Origin of the sequence: Paenibacillus sp. SZ31, from assembly GCF_012912005.1 — a bacterium.
In the GTDB taxonomy this organism is placed as follows: domain Bacteria; phylum Bacillota; class Bacilli; order Paenibacillales; family Paenibacillaceae; genus Paenibacillus.
This window is the reverse complement of sequence record NZ_JABBEA010000010.1, coordinates 109200-127089: the sequence shown is the minus strand read 5'-3', so window position 1 is coordinate 127089 and position 17890 is coordinate 109200. Positions and strand designations below refer to the sequence as shown.

General features: G+C 47.3%; 14 protein-coding genes and 2 tRNA genes. All 16 read left to right on the top strand.

Going from position 1 to position 17890, the window contains the following annotated elements; all coding sequences use genetic code 11:
- Nucleotides 1–172: 172 nt before the first annotated feature.
- The 16 genes from carA to HF638_RS19020 all read left to right on the top strand — a co-directional run bounded on the left by carA (nt 173) and on the right by HF638_RS19020 (nt 17798).
- The gene (carA, locus tag HF638_RS19095) at nt 173–1315 is read left to right on the top strand and encodes a glutamine-hydrolyzing carbamoyl-phosphate synthase small subunit (RefSeq protein WP_169481598.1); all 1143 of its coding nucleotides are present in this window, start codon (nt 173–175) and stop codon (nt 1313–1315) included.
- Nucleotide 1316: 1 nt separating this feature from the next.
- Nucleotides 1317–4535 (top strand): carbamoyl-phosphate synthase large subunit, encoded by a 3219-nt coding sequence (gene carB, locus HF638_RS19090; protein WP_169481597.1) that lies wholly within the window; start codon nt 1317–1319, stop codon nt 4533–4535.
- 103 nt (nt 4536–4638) lie between these two features.
- Nucleotides 4639–5379 (top strand): orotidine-5'-phosphate decarboxylase, encoded by a 741-nt coding sequence (gene pyrF / locus HF638_RS19085; RefSeq protein ID WP_169481596.1) that lies wholly within the window; start codon nt 4639–4641, stop codon nt 5377–5379.
- Nucleotides 5376–6017, top strand: coding sequence for an orotate phosphoribosyltransferase (gene pyrE / locus HF638_RS19080; protein ID WP_036674850.1), 642 nt, complete (start codon nt 5376–5378; stop codon nt 6015–6017). Before pyrF ends, pyrE begins: the two co-directional genes overlap by 4 nt.
- Before the next feature lie 272 nt (nt 6018–6289).
- Nucleotides 6290–7237, top strand: coding sequence for an ABC transporter ATP-binding protein (locus HF638_RS19075; RefSeq protein WP_169481595.1), 948 nt, complete (start codon nt 6290–6292; stop codon nt 7235–7237).
- Nucleotides 7200–8309 carry an efflux RND transporter periplasmic adaptor subunit gene (locus tag HF638_RS19070; RefSeq protein WP_169481594.1) on the top strand — a complete coding sequence of 370 codons (1110 nt, stop codon included), beginning with the start codon at nt 7200–7202 and terminating at the stop codon, nt 8307–8309. Before HF638_RS19075 ends, HF638_RS19070 begins: the two co-directional genes overlap by 38 nt.
- Nucleotides 8309–11221 carry an ABC transporter permease gene (locus tag HF638_RS19065; protein WP_169481593.1) on the top strand — a complete coding sequence of 971 codons (2913 nt, stop codon included), beginning with the start codon at nt 8309–8311 and terminating at the stop codon, nt 11219–11221. The genes HF638_RS19070 and HF638_RS19065 overlap by 1 nt, the downstream gene beginning before the upstream one ends.
- A 2-nt stretch (nt 11222–11223) precedes the next feature.
- A complete protein-coding gene (locus tag HF638_RS19060; RefSeq protein WP_036614799.1) occupies nt 11224–12087 on the top strand; it encodes an ABC transporter ATP-binding protein in 864 nt (287 codons plus the stop codon).
- Nucleotides 12088–12107: 20 nt separating this feature from the next.
- Entirely contained in the window at nt 12108–13559 is a 1452-nt protein-coding gene (locus HF638_RS19055; protein ID WP_169481592.1) for an ABC transporter substrate-binding protein, read from the top strand.
- Nucleotides 13560–13695: 136 nt separating this feature from the next.
- Nucleotides 13696–13860, top strand: a complete 165-nt coding sequence (locus HF638_RS19050) for a hypothetical protein (RefSeq protein WP_169481591.1) — start codon at nt 13696–13698, stop codon at nt 13858–13860.
- Between the two features lie 71 nt (nt 13861–13931).
- Nucleotides 13932–14005 (top strand) — tRNA-Met (locus HF638_RS19045).
- Between the two features lie 56 nt (nt 14006–14061).
- Nucleotides 14062–14135 (top strand) — tRNA-Ile (locus HF638_RS19040).
- 182 nt (nt 14136–14317) lie between these two features.
- Nucleotides 14318–14743 carry a hypothetical protein gene (locus HF638_RS19035; protein ID WP_169481590.1) on the top strand — a complete coding sequence of 142 codons (426 nt, stop codon included), beginning with the start codon at nt 14318–14320 and terminating at the stop codon, nt 14741–14743.
- A gap of 193 nt (nt 14744–14936) precedes the next feature.
- Nucleotides 14937–16487, top strand: coding sequence for a tetratricopeptide repeat protein (locus HF638_RS19030; protein ID WP_169481589.1), 1551 nt, complete (start codon nt 14937–14939; stop codon nt 16485–16487).
- Nucleotides 16488–16667: 180 nt separating this feature from the next.
- A complete protein-coding gene (locus tag HF638_RS19025; protein ID WP_169481588.1) occupies nt 16668–17483 on the top strand; it encodes an alpha/beta fold hydrolase in 816 nt (271 codons plus the stop codon).
- Nucleotides 17484–17630: 147 nt separating this feature from the next.
- The gene (locus HF638_RS19020) at nt 17631–17798 is read left to right on the top strand and encodes a hypothetical protein (protein WP_169481587.1); all 168 of its coding nucleotides are present in this window, start codon (nt 17631–17633) and stop codon (nt 17796–17798) included.
- Nucleotides 17799–17890 lie beyond the last annotated feature (92 nt).

Below are 17890 nucleotides of genomic sequence, written 5' to 3'. Positions count from 1 at the left end.
AGAAGCAAAGCGTTCGCCTTTATCACCGAATTACTCCATTTGAAGAATGGGATCAAAGTAATCCGGGGATAACAGCGATCAAAGGGTTTTCTGCCCACGGAGCCGCACGAAGTTTCCAGAAAGTTCAACCCCAATGCATTCAACGTTGATAAACACAGAGGAGTGAAATGGGATGCAGGCACAGGCAAGATTATTGTTGGAAGACGGCACACTGTTCACCGGGAAAGCATTCGGTGCTGAAGGTGAAACGACAGGTGAGGTCGTTTTTAATACGGGAATTACAGGCTATCAAGAGGTGCTTTCGGATCCTTCCTATTGCGGTCAAATCGTAACCATGACGTATCCGCTGATCGGAAACTACGGCATTACGCGTGATGACTTTGAGTCAATTCGTCCATACGTGCACGGTTTCGTCGTGCGTCGCCATGAGCCAACGCCAAGCAACTGGCGTGCGGAATACAGCGTAGACAATCTGCTCAAGGAATACGGTATCGTAGGAATCAGCGAAATTGATACACGCATGTTGACTCGCCGGATTCGTCACCACGGCACAATGAAGGGAATTCTCACAACAGGATCGAAGCCTGTGGAAGAACTGCTGGAGATGATGGGAGACACCACCATCGCCGAGCTGCGTAACCAGGTGCCTATGACTTCTACGGAGCATGTCTACAACAGCCCGGGAACGGCTGAACGTATTGTGCTCGTGGATTACGGTGCGAAAACAGGAATCTTGCGTGAACTCAGCAAACGTAACTGTGACGTTGTCGTTGTTCCACATGATGTAACAGCAGATGAGATTCGTCGCTTGAACCCGGACGGCATTCAACTGTCCAACGGCCCTGGGGACCCGAAAGACGTACCTCACGCAGTTAACATGATCAGTGAACTGCTTGGCGAATACCCGATCTTCGGCATCTGCCTGGGTCACCAATTGTTCGCACTTGCGGCAGGAGCAGACACCGAAAAACTCAAGTTTGGACATCGCGGAGGAAACCACCCGGTGAAAGAATTGGAGAGCGGACGTTGCTTCATCACATCCCAGAACCATGGATTTACCGTAAACGAAGAGTCTGTGAAGAGTACAGACCTGGAAGTTACACATATCAACAATAACGATAAGACCATTGAAGGTCTGAAACATAAAACATTCCCGGCATTCTCGGTTCAATATCACCCTGAAGCAGCCCCGGGTCCTTACGACAACAGCTACCTGTTCGACCGTTTCATCGAGATGATTCGCGAGCACAAAATCACTAACCCGCAAAAGCCGCGTCAAGCCGTACTGGCAGCCGCAGTGAAAGGAGCACAATAACATGCCGATTAACAAAGATCTCAAAAAAATTCTGGTGATTGGTTCCGGTCCAATCGTCATCGGTCAAGCGGCCGAGTTCGACTATGCCGGTACACAAGCTTGCCAGGCACTGAAAGAAGAAGGCGTGGAAGTTGTACTCATTAACAGCAACCCGGCGACCATCATGACGGATACGAACATGGCTGACAAAGTCTACATCGAGCCAATCACTCTGGAGTTTGTAACGCAAATCATTCGTCAAGAGCGTCCAGATGGCTTGCTGCCAACACTGGGGGGTCAAACAGGTCTGAACATGGCTGTAGAGCTGGCTCGTGCAGGTGTGCTGGAACGTGAAAATGTGAAATTGCTCGGAACGCAACTGACATCCATCGAGAAAGCGGAAGATCGGGATCTGTTCCGTGACCTCATGCGTGAATTGGAACAACCTGTACCTGAGAGTGTAATCGTAACTACACTTGAAGAATCACTTGAATTTGCGAATGAGATTGGTTATCCAATCATTGTGCGTCCAGCCTATACACTGGGCGGAACAGGCGGCGGAATCTGTGCGAATGAAGAAGAGCTGCGCGAGACGGTGGCAGCGGGAATTCGTTACAGCCCGATTGGGCAATGTCTGGTCGAGAAGAGCATTGCAGGCATGAAAGAAGTCGAGTATGAAGTGATGCGGGACAAAAACGATAACTGTATCGTTGTCTGCAACATGGAAAACTTTGACCCAGTAGGTGTTCATACAGGCGACAGTATCGTCGTAGCACCAAGCCAAACATTGTCGGACCGTGAATATCAAATGCTGCGTTCAGCTTCCCTGAAAATCATCCGTGCCCTGAACATCGAGGGTGGATGTAACGTACAGTTTGCACTGGACCCACACAGCTTCCAATACTATGTTATCGAAGTAAATCCACGGGTAAGCCGTTCATCGGCCTTGGCTTCCAAAGCAACGGGTTATCCGATTGCGAAAATGGCTGCCAAAATTGCCATGGGTTACACGTTGGATGAAATCGTGAACCCGGTAACAGGCCAAACGTATGCTTGCTTCGAGCCTACGCTGGATTATATCGTGAGCAAAATCCCACGCTGGCCGTTCGACAAGTTCATCTCGGCGAACCGTAAACTGGGAACTCAGATGAAAGCAACAGGCGAAGTGATGGCGATTGGCCGGACATTCGAAGAGTCGATTCACAAAGCAGTTCGTTCCCTGGAAATCGGCGTACACCGCCTTTACCTGAAGGATGCAGAAACGCTGGATGAAGCTACTTTGAATGAACGTCTGATCAAAGCGGATGATGAGCGTATCTTCCTGATTGCCGAAGCATTCCGCAGAGGTTATACGTTGCAACAACTACAGGACCTGACCAAGATTGACTGGTGGTTCCTGGACAAAATCGAAGGTCTGATCGCATTCGAAGATCGCATTCGCGAAGAATCCGAATTGTCTTCCGACATTCTGTATCAAGCGAAACGCCTTGGATTCACGGACCGCGCCATTGCTGAACTGCGTGCGCAAGGTCAACCTGGAGGCACATTAACAACTGAAGCGGAAGTTAGAACTCGTCGGGAAGCAGAGAACCTACGCCCAGTGTACAAAATGGTAGATACATGTGCAGCTGAGTTCGAAGCAACAACGCCATATTACTACTCAACTTACGAGACAGAGAATGAAGTTATCCCTTCAGACAAGAAAAAAGTTGTGGTGCTGGGTTCAGGACCAATCCGGATCGGTCAAGGGATCGAGTTCGACTACTCTACTGTACACGCAGTATGGGCATTACAAAAAGCAGGCTATGAAGCAGTCATTATCAACAATAACCCGGAGACGGTGTCTACGGACTTTAATACATCGGATCGCCTGTACTTTGAACCGCTCTTCTTCGAAGATGTCATGAACGTGATTGAACAGGAGAAACCAGTAGGGGTTATCGTACAATTCGGTGGTCAAACGGCTATCAACCTGGCAGCACCACTGCGTAATGCAGGTGTAACCATTCTCGGAACGGATCTGGAAAGCATCGATGAGGCGGAGGATCGCAAGAAGTTCGAGCGTCTGCTCTCCCGTCTGGAGATTGCACAGCCAAAAGGTAAAACGGTCATTTCCGTTGATGATGCGGTAGAAACAGCTCAAAGTCTGGGCTACCCGGTACTGGTTCGTCCTTCCTATGTACTCGGCGGTCGTGCGATGGAGATTGTATACTCCGATGCTGAATTGCTGACATACATGGAACAGGCGGTTAAAATCAATCCAGAGCATCCGGTCCTGATCGACCGTTACATGATGGGTAAAGAAGTTGAGGTTGACGCCATCTGTGATGGTGAAACGGTATTGATTCCGGGAATCATGGAACATATCGAGCGTGCAGGGGTTCACTCTGGTGACTCCATCGCGGTATATCCTCCTCAACATCTGTCCCAGGATTTGAAAGAGAAAATTGTAGAGATTACCATCAAAATTGCGAAAGAACTGAAAACGGTAGGTTTGGTCAACATCCAGTTTGTTATCCATGATGGCCAAGTGTACATTATCGAGGTGAACCCGCGTTCATCCCGTACCGTACCATTCCTGAGCAAAGTAACCAACATTCCGATGGCGAACCTGGCAACACAAGCCATTCTGGGTGTGAAACTAAAAGATCTTGGTTATGTTGACGGGCTGTGGCCTGAATCGGATCATGTATCTGTTAAAGTTCCGGTCTTCTCCTTCGCGAAGCTGCGTCGTGTAGAACCAACCCTCGGACCTGAGATGAAATCCACAGGTGAGGTTATGGGTCGTGACCCGAATTACGCTAAAGCGTTGTTCAAAGGTCTCATCGGAGCAGGAATGAAAATTCCGGCAACCGGAGCGATTGTTGTGACTGTAGCAGACAAAGACAAGGACGAAGCGGTTCCTTTGCTCGAAGGTTTCTACAGACTGGGTTACAAAATCATGGCTACCGGCGGAACAGCAGCTGCGCTTGAAGCAGCAAACATTCCGGTAACGACTGTGAACAAATTAAGTGAAGGTTCGCCGAACATTCTGGATATGATCCGCAGCGGCGAAGCAAACTTTGTCTTCAACACACTGACCAAAGGCAAAACACCGCAGCGTGATGGATTCCGTATCCGTCGTGAAGCGGTAGAAAACGGCATTGTATGTATGACTTCATTGGATACGATTCGTGCGCTGCTGATCATGCTGCAAACGATCAACTTCTCTTCGGAAGCAATGCCTGTCTTTGTAAAATAAATAAGTCTCTGATGAAGGACATCAGTCAGCCTGCGGGCTGGCGGGATGTCCTTTATAACGGACAAAAACGGAAAAAATGAGCAAGTGGAGGGGAGCGCTGGTGATGAATGACACGAATTTCAATGAAATGGCTGGCCGTCTGATGGTGGCACTGGATTACCCTGGAGCGGAAGAAGCGAAAGCATTGGTACAAGCCCTTGAAGGCATTCCCTGTTATCTGAAGGTTGGCATGCAGCTGTTCTACGCAGCAGGACCGGACTTTATTCGGGAGCTGAAATCCAAAGGGTACTCCGTTTTTCTGGATGTGAAAATGCATGACATTCCTAATACCGTTCGTGGCGGTGCTGAGAGTATCACGCGTCTGGGTGTAGACATGTTCAATGTACATGCAGCCGGCGGAACCATCATGATGCGTGCTGCACGTGAAGGGGCTGAGGCAGCCATAGCTGCTGATCCTTCCCTTAGCAAGCCCGAGATCATTGCAGTCACCCAACTGACCAGTACGAGTCTGGAAACGATGAATACCGAGATTGGCATTCCAGGAAGTGTGGAAGCTGCAGTGGTTCGTTATGCTGGACTGGCCCAAGAGGCCGGACTGGATGGGGTTGTTGCTTCTCCACTGGAAGTGCCCGCAATTCGGGCAGCGTGCGGCAGTGCTTTTCACACCGTTACACCGGGAATTCGTCCAGCGGGTAGTGGTCTGGGAGATCAGACGCGCGTCTTGACGCCGGGTGAAGCCATCGCTAGAGGCAGTCATTACATTGTTGTAGGCAGACCTATTACAGGCGCTCCCAATCCGCGAGAAGCGGCAGAAACCATTTTGAAGGAGATGTTGAACGCATGATCGAACTGAATGAGATTCCAAATCATATTGCTTCCCAACTGTTGAAAATCAAAGCCGTGGCGTTGCGTCCGCAGCAACCATTTACATGGACATCCGGCATCAAATCACCGATATACTGCGATAACCGGCTAACGATGTCCTATCCCGAGATTCGTAACGATATCGCTGAAGCTTTTGCTACGATTATTCGTAACCAGTACCCGGATGCAGAAGTCATCGCAGGTACGGCAACCGCAGGTATCCCGCATGCTGCCTGGGTAGCTCAGAAACTGAATCTGCCGATGGCTTACATTCGCGATAAAGCGAAAGGACATGGCAAGGAGAACCTGATCGAAGGTCTGATTACTGAAGGACAGAAAGTGGTTGTCATCGAAGATCTGATCTCCACAGGTGGAAGCTCAATCAAAGCAGCCGAAGCTGTACGTGTAGCAGGTGCAACACCTCTCGCCGTGCTTGCGATCTTCAGCTACCAGCTGGATAAAGGTGTTAAAGCATTCGAAGATGCTGGAATTCCACTTCAGACGCTGTCCAATTACACGGCTCTGATGGATGTGGCTTTGGCTCAGGGAACGATTCAGGAGAGTGATTTTGAACTGCTTAAATCCTGGCGTGAAGATCCTTCTTCATTTGGTAAATAATATCATTGATACCCCGGAAAAATGTTCAGGAATGAACGGTATCAAAATTGTAATGATTGCCGTTATAGCGGCAAAACCATCGAATATACAAGAGGCATCCCACACTATGGGGTGCTTTTTTCGTTTCTTCATCAAAATATTAACTTTTTCCCTCTACCGTTGTAAAAAGCTTGTAACTTTTAGTTGTGATCGGTCGTTTATAATTCAGTGTAGGATGGAACAGATTTCTAATTTTAGGTTTTTTGAAGAAATGAACGGGATTTCAGGAAAGGATGAGCGTGATTGCTGGCATGAAGAATTTATTTCTCAGACAAAGACCTGCCAAGAGCCAGTCAGGCGATGAACATCAACAGGGGGAATCACCGCTGGAGGCATTGACGGAATCGGGAGAAAATACATACAACAATGAGCACGTTCCCCCGACGAGTGAACCTCTTTCACCTGAAAGTGAAATTGCTTCGGATGAAGTGGCAGCGGCTGCTGTCACTACCGTTGATGAACCCCAAAAGAAGATCAAACCGAAGAAGGATATGTTGCCTCCATATGATGGACCTGTATTGGAGGTGCGTAACGTACATCGCAGTTTTCAGACAGGGAGTCGCATCATCCATGTGCTCAAAGGCATTGATATGGAAGTGAATCCGCAACAGTTGGTCATGCTGAAGGGACGATCAGGCTCAGGCAAAACAACCTTGCTGAATATGCTCGGTGGACTGGATCAGCCTTCAAGTGGAGATATTCTATTCTCCGGCCAGCCTCTTCAGGATTGGGGAGACCGACGGCGGACCGCTTTGCGGCGCAAGGAGATCGGTTTTATTTTTCAGGCGTATGCACTCATGCCCTTATTATCTGCTTGGGAAAATGTAGAACTGTCGCTGCGTATGGCGGATGTACCGCGAGCGGAATGGAAGGACAGGGTTGGCCATTGTCTGGATCTGGTTGGACTGTCCAAACGTGTGAAGCACCGTCCTTTCGAGATGTCTGGGGGCGAGCAGCAGCGGGTGGCTATAGCCAAGGCCATTGCCCATAGACCCCGATTGTTGCTTGCGGATGAACCAACGGCAGAACTGGATTCCAAGATGGGCGCACAGGTCATGGCCGTATTCCGCAATATTATTGAAGTAGAACAAGTAACGATATGTATGACTACACACGATCCTACAATTTTGGAGGTTGCGGACCATGTTTATGAAATGGCGGACGGCAGATTTATCAAGTAGAGGGGCCGCTCCGAAGAGGGGGAAACGCGCAGCAGTTATTGTACTTGGTGCGATAATGGTTGCAACGATGTCCGGCTGCTCATTGCTGCCGTCAGAAACAGAGGAAGAAGTGCTTCCGCCAATTACGCCGCCAACGATCTCCAAGAAACCGGAATATGAAGTTCGGACGGAAACGTTGGAGAAAAAAGTAAGTGGTAGCGGCAAGATGATGAGTCAGCGTGAAGAGAAGGTGTACTTCACGCTCGATGGCATGCATGTCAAAGAGTTGAATGTTAAACCGGGGGATAAAGTGAAAAAGGGTCAACTTCTCGCCGTGCTCGATGTGGAGAGTGTAGAGAAGGAGATCCGTGGCAAGAAACTGCAGATTCGCAAATCCGAAGTTCAAATGAAGGAAACACTTCGCAAGAAGGATGAGATGGACCCGGTAGAGTTCGAAGAAGCAACGATTGCGTTTGAAGAACTACGCCAGGAACTCGCTGATCTGGAGGAACAACTGGGCAAAGCCACGTTGACTGCTCCATTTGGAGGCACTGTTATTGCTGTGCAGGTAGAGAAGGGTGCAGCCGTGAAAGCGTATGATCCGATTGCTACGATTGCGGATACATCCAATCTGGTTGTGGCAGCAACCTTTGCCAAAGAAGATCTGGAGAAGTTCTCAGCGGGTATGAAAGCGGAAGTAGACATTAATGGAGCGGGTAAAGTCGCTGGCAAAATTAAAGTCATGCCTATCGCTGAAGCATCGGGAAGCGGCAGTGGTGGAGGATCGGGAGAAGGAGCAACACCTCCGGTCAAAGAATCGTTGGATCAATATGTAATTGTTACACTTGCAAAAATGCCAAAAGGCGTGGAACGTGGAACACCTCTATCGGTCTCCATCGTAACGCAGCGTACCGAGAACGCGATTGTGATTCCTGTATCCGCTTTACGCTCCATCGGTTCAAGAACGTACGTGCAAGTCGTCGAGAGTGATGGCAGCAAGCGTGAAGTGGACGTTGAAGTTGGCCAGCAGACGTCGACGGATGTCGAGATTCTGAAAGGTCTGACCGTAGGCCAGAAAGTAGTGGGACGCTAATGGGGCTGCCATTGCTTCGGCTGCTGTTCCGCAAAATGTGGAACACGCGCTGGATGACCTTCAGCACACTGATCGGATTGATTGTGGCGGTTGCGTTCACCGTCAGTATTCCAATGTATGCCGATGGTGCGCTGAAACGGGTCGTCGCGCAGACGCTACAGGATAACAGTGAGGGATTGCCAGCGGGTTCGTTGCTGATGAGTTATCAGGCACCTGGTGGTGTGAAAACAGACACAAGGGGTCTGGACGAAGTAGATCGTTATATTCGTGAGGATGTCCCTCGCGACATCGGGTTTCCTTTCCATACGTATGTGAATTCCAGATCCATTCGCAGCACCGAGGTGAGCCCCGAAGATCCAACGAAAGTGGACGCCAGCCGGGTGCGCAGTATGAGTATGGGCACGATGAGTGGACTGGATGCACAGGTGAATTACTCTGCCGGAGTGAAACCTGGCAATCAGGTCAAGGACGATATTATCGAGGCAGTTATGCTGGAAGAAGGTATGTACCGTAACGATCTGCATATCGGCGATATTCTGGAATATCCGGTGTATAGCGGCCTTGATATCACATTACGTGTGAAGATTACAGGTTCCTTCAAGGCAGATGATCCGAACAGTCCTTACTGGGTGCAGGGATTTGACGGCATGATGAATGGACTTTATGTGGATGAATCGGTTTTTAATGATGTTTTACTGAAGGAAAAAGGCATTCCACTTCAGAATTCACGCTGGTATTATGCCTTTGATCTGAAAGAAATTCAAACCAGCCAGTTGTCGGGTCTGACTTCCATGTTGGAAAGGCTGGATATCGATCTGTATCAGCGGCTGAAAGATACGAAAGTAGACATTACCTTCGGTGATCTGCTCAAGCAGTTCCGTAGTCAGAGTCTGCAATTGCAGACCATGCTGTTTACTTTGGCAGCACCGATGATTGCGATGGTCTTTTATTTTATTGCGATGAACGCCAGACAGTCATTACAGAAGCAAGAGAGTGATATTGCGGTATTGCGTAGCCGTGGAGCTTCAGCTCGGCAGATCTTCTCTCTCTACCTGCTTGAAGGTATATTCCTGGGCGTTATTGCGTTGATTATTGGACCGTTTCTCGGTTGGTTTATGGCCAAGAGTATCGGCTCAGCAAGCGGTTTCCTGTCATTCGTAGACCGGAAGTCCATTCCGATCGGTATATCGAAAGAAGCTATTTTGCTGGGCGTAGCAGCGGTCCTTGTTGCCATCATCGCATCACTTATTCCTGCGATAACCTATGCACGGGCAACCATTGTATCAGCCAAGCGGCGACAAGCGCGTACAGACCGCGCTCCAGTATGGCAACGCTGGTTCCTGGATGTTGTGTTGCTGGGTCTGGCCGGCTATGGATACTACCTGTTCTATGAACGTCAGATGTTAACCTTCCAGACCGGTATGACAACCGATCAGCTGCAGGTACAGCCGTTTCTGTTCTTTGTACCCGCACTCGCGATCTTTGCGTTAGGATTATTCTTCCTGCGCTTGTTCCCGTGGATATTGAAGCTTATTCAGCTAATCGGTCGCAAGTTTCTCCCAGTCCCATTGTACCTGACATTAACGCAGCTATCGCGTTCATCGTCTTCCTATTATCCATTGATGATCCTGCTGGTATTAACACTGGGACTTGGGGTGTACAACTCGGCTGCGGCCCGGACGATTGATCTGAATTCCACCGAGCGTACACTGTACCGTTATGGTTCTGATGTGATCATGCAGACCGTATGGGAAGGAACGCCTGAGATTAAGCCTAGTTCCGGACAGAATGGCGGTTCAGGTGGAGGTCAACAAGGCGGAGGCGGCGGTTCTGGTGGTGGAGGCGCTCCCGGCGGAGGAAATGGCGGTGGAGGTGCTCCAGGTGGAGGCGGTGGATCTTCTCAGCCATCGAAAGTCATCTACTCTGAACCTCCATTCGAAGTATTCCGCAGATTAGATGGTGTGGAACATGCAGCAAGAGTGCTGCAGACCAAGGGCAATATTATCGTCTCTGGTAAATCGGGTGGACAGGGAATGCTGGTCGGAATTGATAATGTGGACTTTGCTCAAGTGGCATGGTTCCGCAACGACCTGTTCCCGGCACATCCCTACAAGTACCTTGACTTGCTTGGTAAATATGAAGGGGCTGTATTGATCTCTTCGAAATTTGCTGACAAATTTAAGTTAAAAACCGGAGATCTTGTCTCCATGGGTGTACAGGGGCAGGCGATTGAATTCGTCGTGTTTGGGATCATTCCTTACTGGCCAGCCCAGTATCCAGATCAGATGCCATTCTTCGTGGCGAATCTGGATTATATCTATGATCAGGTGCCTCTGATTCCTTATGAGGTGTGGCTGAAAATGGAACCGGATGCCAAAGTGGCTCCACTAATGGAGAAACTCGCAGCAGAAGGCATTGAGTTATCATCTGTACGTGACGTACGCACCGAATTGGTATCTCAGGCTAAACATCCGTCACGAGGTGGCGTATTCGGGATTCTAAGCCTTGGGTTCCTGGTATCGGTTATTATCTCATTGATCGGATACGTGCTGTACTGGTTCTTTAACCTGTCCGGACGTGTTGTGCAGTTTGGTGTATTACGTGCCATGGGCTTATCCCGGGCACAACTGAGCGGCATGTTACTGCTGGAACAGGTGTTCACAGCGGGACTGTCGATCCTGCTAGGTATTGGGATTGGTCAGGTATCCAGTCGTTTATTCCTGCCATTCCTGCAAACGACGGATAATGTATCTGCTCAGGTACCTCCGTTCCGGATTGTGTTTGAACAGCAGGATATGTTGCAACTGTATGGGGTCACCGTGGTGATGCTGGTCATTGGTGCAACGATGTTGCTCTGGCAGATTCGCAGATTGCGAGTTCACCAGGCAGTCAAAATGGGAGAGGAGAGGTAAACGTGATCCAATGCGAAGGACTTGTCAAAATTTTTAAATCCAGCGATGTGGAAGTCGTTGCCCTTCAGGGCCTCAACCTGACTGTCAATCAAGGTGAAATGATGGCGATCATCGGTAACAGTGGTAGTGGTAAATCCACGCTGTTGAATATTCTGGGCGGGCTTGATCGTCCTACTGCTGGTACAGCTGTTGTAGGAGACTGGGATCTGCTGAAGATGACAGATGCCCAATTGGTCGAGTACAAGCGTCATACCGTAGGTTTTATCTGGCAAAATAACGGTCGTAACCTGCTGCCTTACCTCACTGCACTGGAAAATGTGGAGACACCCATGATTCTGGGAGGTAAGCGTGATCGTGCTTATGCGAAACAGTTACTCGAATGGGTAGGCCTTAAGGATCGGATGCATAACAAATTGCATCAATTGTCAGGGGGAGAGCAACAACGGGTAGCGATTGCGATCTCATTATCCAATCGTCCCAAAATTCTGCTTGCAGATGAACCTACCGGTTCGGTCGATTCCGAGACATGTGATACAATCATGGGCATTTTCCGAAGAATGAACAAGGAACTTGGCGTTACGATTGTCATCGTTACCCATGACTTGACGCTTGCTGGCAAGGTAGACCGGATCGTTGCGATTCGGGACGGCTTGACCAGTACCGAGTTTGTGAAGCGCAACCCGAATCTGGATGATGAGCATAACTTGTCCGAGGCGGGTATGCCAGACATTCATGAAGCATTTGTCATTATAGACCGTGCAGGACGACTTCAGGTGCCAAAAGAGTATCTGGAGGCCTTATCCATTGATAACCGGGCGACATTGGAATTTGACGGTGAACGTATTGTCATTACACCGCCAAGATAATTAAGAGGGGGAACTGGGAAATGAAGAATAGTATGTGGGGAAAACGTGTGCTGGCTGTCATCGCTACTGCGACGCTAGCACTGCCGCTGATTGCCGGCTGTACGGCAAGTGAGGCCAAGGATACGGAGCAGCGTGTATTACGTGTGGCTACGTTGTGGGGAGGACAGGATGACAGTTACTTCCGTCAGCAATTTACCGATGCTTTTGAATTGACACATCCCAATGTAACCATCGAAATTGTAGCTGCTGTTGATCAGAGCAGTATGTATGGGTATGGCAACACGGAAGAACAGCCGGAAGTTCCAGATACAATGGAAAGTCTGAAGAAGATTATGACTGGGGATAACCCGGTTGACGTTATCGTGGCCGATACCGCTACAGTGAAATCATTAATTCAGGAGAATCTGGTGAAACAGCTGGACCCACTGATGCAGGAAGATAAGTTTGATACCAGTGATATCGTGCCTAGTGTACTGGAGGGAATTAAGGACCTTGGGGATCAGAGCATTTATGCATTGACACCAACGTTCTCCTCATCGGCTTTGTTCTATAACAAGGGTATGTTTGAAAAAGCAGGTGTGGAACCACCAACGGACAACATGACCTGGGACGATATTTTCAATCTGGGTACCCGTCTAACGAAAGGTGAAGGTAAAGATCATGTATTTGGCTTCTCCTTCACGACATATCAGGGTGGTTCGCCGTACTACTCCATGCAGCAGTACTACAGCTCGTTGCAGCTGAAGACGTTTGATGACAAAGCTGAAAAAATGACTGTGGATTCTCCTCAATGGGAGAAAGTATGGAGCACGATCAGCAAACTTGCGATTGACAAAGTTATTCCTAAAGGCGACGAACCACAGGATCAGGACCCGAGTGGGCGTTATAATCCAATGCAGGGTGATCTGTTCCTGAGTGGCAAGTCAGCCATGGTTATTGGTGATTACAGTTATATTAATCAATTAATTGATGCAAATAAAAATGCAGATAAGATGAAAGACTTTACGAAAGTGGATTGGGATGTAGTCACACCTCCAGTTCACCCGGAAGCGCCTGAAATCGGAGGCAACATTTATCTGAGCAACTTGATGGCGATCAATAGTGCGGCTCAGAACCCAGATGATGCTTGGGAACTGATCAAGTACATGAACAGTGAAGATTGGGCGAAAATCAAGGCGCGTAGCAGCTATGAGATGGTATCCCGGAAGAGCTTCATCAAGCCAAAAGATGGCCTGGATTATAACATTCAAGCATTCTATTCTTTGAAGCCGATCCCACCAACGAATACCAACCTGGATAAACTTTATCAAAAATCCCCAGGCTTATGGCAAGTAAACGAAAAAGGCATGGAATATTTCAATCAAGTACTTGAGAACAAAAAGACACCAAAAGAAGCGCTTGGCGAATGGGCAGCTAAAGGTAACGAGATGTTAGAGAAATTGAAAAAAGACCCTAAAGCTACGTTTCAATAAGATTTGATGATGTATAGTCACATCAAGATTTTAAGGATAGCCGCTGAAGATTTTAATCTTTGGCGGCTATTTTTATGGAAATGGGGTATTCTACAAAAAGCAGGAATAAATGACGACTCCGGAAAGGACGAGCGGTATGCACTGGGTATATTTCAGCAAGTTGTATGCAACCAAATTTCAAGCAGGATGTCTGGCGAAACGAATGGAGCAGGACGGGTGGATCTACGGTTACAATGAACCGGCAGAAGTCGAAGTGTATCGTTCACGCAAAGGTCGTTATGGTGTTCGATTTATTCCCTGACATTACCCCTTGACTTATTAGGATAGAATGGTGTATATTAATTAAGTCGCTGTTTTAATATTTCTTACTGACGCGGGGTGGAGCAGCCCGGTAGCTCGTCGGGCTCATAACCCGAAGGCCGCAGGTTCAAATCCTGCCCCCGCAATTTAGTTTCACTTGGATGATTCACAGCCATCATCTGCACGTTATACATTATGTCTAGGGCCCTTAGCTCAGTTGGTTAGAGCGGTCGGCTCATAACCGATTGGTCACAGGTTCGAGTCCTGTAGGGCCCATACTCTTAAAACCCTTGCCTAGCAAGGGTTTTTTTCTGTCTTCATTTAGGTGCTAGAGTATAAGGTAACTTGTTAATGGTGTCTTTCTAATCTGCCCTTTTTTGCGCAATTCAGTGTATGTCCACGCCGTACACCAAATCTCGCATATACTATCCTATCCCAACCCATAGGAGGTAGATTTCATGAGTCAATTTATTGATGCAAGAACCTCGCAGAATGCGAGTTTGGCTAACTCAATTGCTATACCAATCCTTGTAATTAACACACCTCAATTATTTGGACAAATCGGTTTGATAACCACTGCTGGTATTGGAACAAACCCGCGGGTGCAGTTCAAGGGAACTGTGTCTGTACAACTTCCATTAGCCGTCGCTGGTATAACCATTACGATTGTCAGAGGAACTTTGCCAACAGACCCTGTTATCTATTCCGCAACGTCTACGTTTAGCTTGAGCATCCTGGCACCTCAGATTATTACCTTCTCTGCGGATGACTTCAACCCACCAATTACACCTCAATTGACGTACACTGCATTTGTTAGCTCCAACTTGTTGGGAACAGTGCGTGTAGGCCCTGAGAACTTCGACGGAGTCTTGTTTTCCGACTAATAATGAAGGACATCACAGACCTGCCCTCAAAAGCAGGTTTTTTTCTTGTTAAAGGGGAAAACTCAACTCCATCGAGTAGACAGGGTTCTATGATATAATGCATTACAGAGACTGAATGGTATTCGAAATCAAGTAGTCCGTGAACATCTGAGAATCTTATGAAATTAGTTATAGAAAGCAGGTTTCCACTTTAATGACGTCAAATGAAAGTCAACGTTTTCGTTACAGCGAAGCTCCGGTCTGGGATTGGCAGAGAGCTTATTATGAACAGAAGGGGCTAGAGGCTTGGACAGAGAATCAGGTCCCTCAATATATTACCAGTAATCCGATGATTGCCACGGCGTATGCAGAGATGATTTTTGGATTTCTTCAGGACCTCGCAAACAAGGGACAGATTACCGAAACCGTGACCATTCTGGAACTTGGGGCGGGCGTAGGGCGTTTGGCACACCAAGTCCTGCTTAAACTGATTGAGTTAAAGGAGTTTGCTGGAATAGAGCTACCTCCATTCAGATATGTGATGACGGATCTCGTAGCGGAGAATGTGCAAGGTTGGAGAGAGCATCCATCCATGCAATCCTTTATTCAACAAGGTATAGTGGATTTTGCGCGTTTTGACGCTGTAGCGGATACGGAGCTAAAACTGGTTGTCGCGGGTACAGTTATACGGCCAGGCGATCTGAAACAACCGTTGTTGTTGATTGCCAATTACTTTTTTGACAGCATTCCGCAGGAATTAATCTATATTGGTGACGGCGAGATATATGAGTGTGATCTGCTTGTTCAGTCTCCGGATCGTCGTCATGATCTTGAACCCGCTGAGATGCTGAAGAACATGACACTGAGTTACGAGTATCGCCGGGCGCCCGAATACAGTGCAGATAACTATCCGTATTCGGAACTGATCACATTGTACAAGGCGGAGCTGGAGGATTCACACATCCTTTTCCCTGCAATCGGCTTGTCCTGTCTCGAACGGTTGAACAAGCTGTCTCAGTCAGGTTATGTGTTGATTACCGCTGATAAAGGGGATCATCGACTGGATAACTGGAAGTTCGCAGAGCCACCTGAATTCGTTCTTCACGGGAGTTTTTCTTTAACGGCCAACTACCATGCCATTCAATATGTCCTGGAACAACAGGGCGCACATACTCGATTCACGACGCATCATTATAAAGATCTGAACGTTGGGTGCATGCTGATGGTGGACGAACCGATCCGTTATGTGAACACTCGGCTGGCCTACCATCGATTTGTTGAACGTTTTGGACCGGATGATTTTTTCAGTATGAAACAATGGGTAGACTCTCGAATAGAGAGTATGGAGTTGAAGCATATTTTGCCGTTTTGGCGTCTGGGTGGATATGATGCTGAGTTCTTGATTCACAGTGCTACGCACATTTCCAGTCTTCTTCCTGATGCAAGTGATGAGGAAATGCTCGATATTCAGTCTGGCATTCATACGATGTGGTCGTCCTACTATGTGATGGAGCAGCAAGGGGGACTGGCATTTCTGGCAGGGCAGTTATTATATGAAATGTATATGTATGAGGATGCGAAACGGTTTCTGGAGATATCGTTGGTCGCAGATCCGAGTAACCATACTCCGGCAGTCTTGTACGATTTGGCTGTGTGCTGTTATGAACTTGAACTGGAAGAAGAAACCTTGTCATATACCCATAAAGTACTGGCCCTGGAACCTGATCATGAAGAGGCAGGAGATTTACTGAGAAGTTTCGAATGATGTTTTTATAGGCTAATAAACAGTGCGGCTCCGTATGAATAAGGGGGCGCGCTGTTTTTGTATTGGTCTGAAATCAGTCGAGATAAAAATGAAAGAATATAATTCTTTATTTTACATAATGACCCATTAAAGATATACTTTTCATATATTCTATTTCAATATTTTAAGGAGGATATGTAAATGAAAAGTAAATTGGTTTTAATTCTGACGTTTTGTCTCGTGTTTCTAATTCCTTCAGAATTAGTAGAAGGAAAACCAAGCCAGGTCGGTTCGAGTGGTATGTATGAAGTGAGTACCGGAGTATCGTTGTATGCTGAAATACAAGGAATAAAACATTCTTTTCCCACGGTAGTTTTTATTAGTGGATATGGAGATAGTTCAACTATCTGGTTGGAAGTTCAATCTGAGATGGCGAAGCATACTTTGACAGTATCCTATGATCGTGCTGGACTTGGACTTAGTGGAGAAACAAATAAAGATAAAACGACAAAACAACAAGTAAAAGAATTACATAAGTTGCTAAGAAAAGCTAATGTACCTGGTCCATATTTACTGGTTGGACATAGTATTGGAGGTTTGAATGTCAGAGCATTTGCTGATCGTTATACTTCTGAGGTAGCTGGAGCAGTCCTGTTAGATTCTTCTCATGAGAATCAGGAAGAGGCAATTTTGGCAACATTGCCACCAGAGTTTATAGACCTGTACAAGTCACAGTTTTCGGCAGAAGGTGACTATGCGGAAGTGACAAAGAGCTTTTCATTTGTTGATAAAATACGTAAAAATGATGCCTTGCGCCATACTCCATTAACGGTAATTTCGGCGACGGAACACGGAATGGGTCCTGAGATGGAAGTGAAGTGGGCAGAATTGCAAGAAGATCTGGCTACTCTATCCGATAAAGCCAATCATATTACTGTCGAAGATTCGGGCCATTACGTACATTTAGAGAGTCCTGAACTTGTTGTAGATGAGATTATTTCTTTGCTTAGGGATTGAAGGTAGTTGGATAAAGAGAAGTGATACTCGGATTAATATGCATGGACGATATTATTTGATTATTAAAATTGAAACTTATGTTCTTTTTTATCGTATTAATGGGATATTCAACCAATCATCTATTTCAACAGAAAAGGAGACAAAGACATGAAAAAAGCCTTATCCGTTGCATTATATCCATTAATGTGGGTTTTGGGGGCATTTAGTGTTCTGTCTGGAAATGCAAACAGTGTCCTATTGGCTAAGGATATCGCTACAGATCGAAGCTATGATGGGCAGGCCATCTATGATAGTATTGAACGTAGAAACGCCTAACTACATACCATTGAACTGTAAAAGTAATTGTTTCACCGAGCAATAACATGAGAACCAATTACTCTTGAAGCGAAGTACGATGAGCAGTGTTC

Bases quoted from the DNA above. Each gene is read 5' to 3' on its own strand.
- HF638_RS19030 (WP_169481589.1), top strand. From the start codon at position 14,937: ATGACGTCAAATGAAAGTCAACGTTTTCGTTACAGCGAAGCTCCGGTC.
- HF638_RS19065 (WP_169481593.1), top strand. From the start codon at position 8,309: ATGGGGCTGCCATTGCTTCGGCTGCTGTTCCGCAAAATGTGGAACACG.
- HF638_RS19025 (WP_169481588.1), top strand. From the start codon at position 16,668: ATGAAAAGTAAATTGGTTTTAATTCTGACGTTTTGTCTCGTGTTTCTA.
- HF638_RS19055 (WP_169481592.1), top strand. From the start codon at position 12,108: ATGAAGAATAGTATGTGGGGAAAACGTGTGCTGGCTGTCATCGCTACT.
- pyrE (WP_036674850.1), top strand. From the start codon at position 5,376: ATGATCGAACTGAATGAGATTCCAAATCATATTGCTTCCCAACTGTTG.
- pyrF (WP_169481596.1), top strand. From the start codon at position 4,639: ATGAATGACACGAATTTCAATGAAATGGCTGGCCGTCTGATGGTGGCA.
- carA (WP_169481598.1), top strand. From the start codon at position 173: ATGCAGGCACAGGCAAGATTATTGTTGGAAGACGGCACACTGTTCACC.
- HF638_RS19035 (WP_169481590.1), top strand. From the start codon at position 14,318: ATGAGTCAATTTATTGATGCAAGAACCTCGCAGAATGCGAGTTTGGCT.
- HF638_RS19070 (WP_169481594.1), top strand. From the start codon at position 7,200: ATGTTTATGAAATGGCGGACGGCAGATTTATCAAGTAGAGGGGCCGCT.
- HF638_RS19020 (WP_169481587.1), top strand. From the start codon at position 17,631: ATGAAAAAAGCCTTATCCGTTGCATTATATCCATTAATGTGGGTTTTG.
- carB (WP_169481597.1), top strand. From the start codon at position 1,317: ATGCCGATTAACAAAGATCTCAAAAAAATTCTGGTGATTGGTTCCGGT.
- HF638_RS19050 (WP_169481591.1), top strand. From the start codon at position 13,696: ATGCACTGGGTATATTTCAGCAAGTTGTATGCAACCAAATTTCAAGCA.
- HF638_RS19075 (WP_169481595.1), top strand. From the start codon at position 6,290: ATGAGCGTGATTGCTGGCATGAAGAATTTATTTCTCAGACAAAGACCT.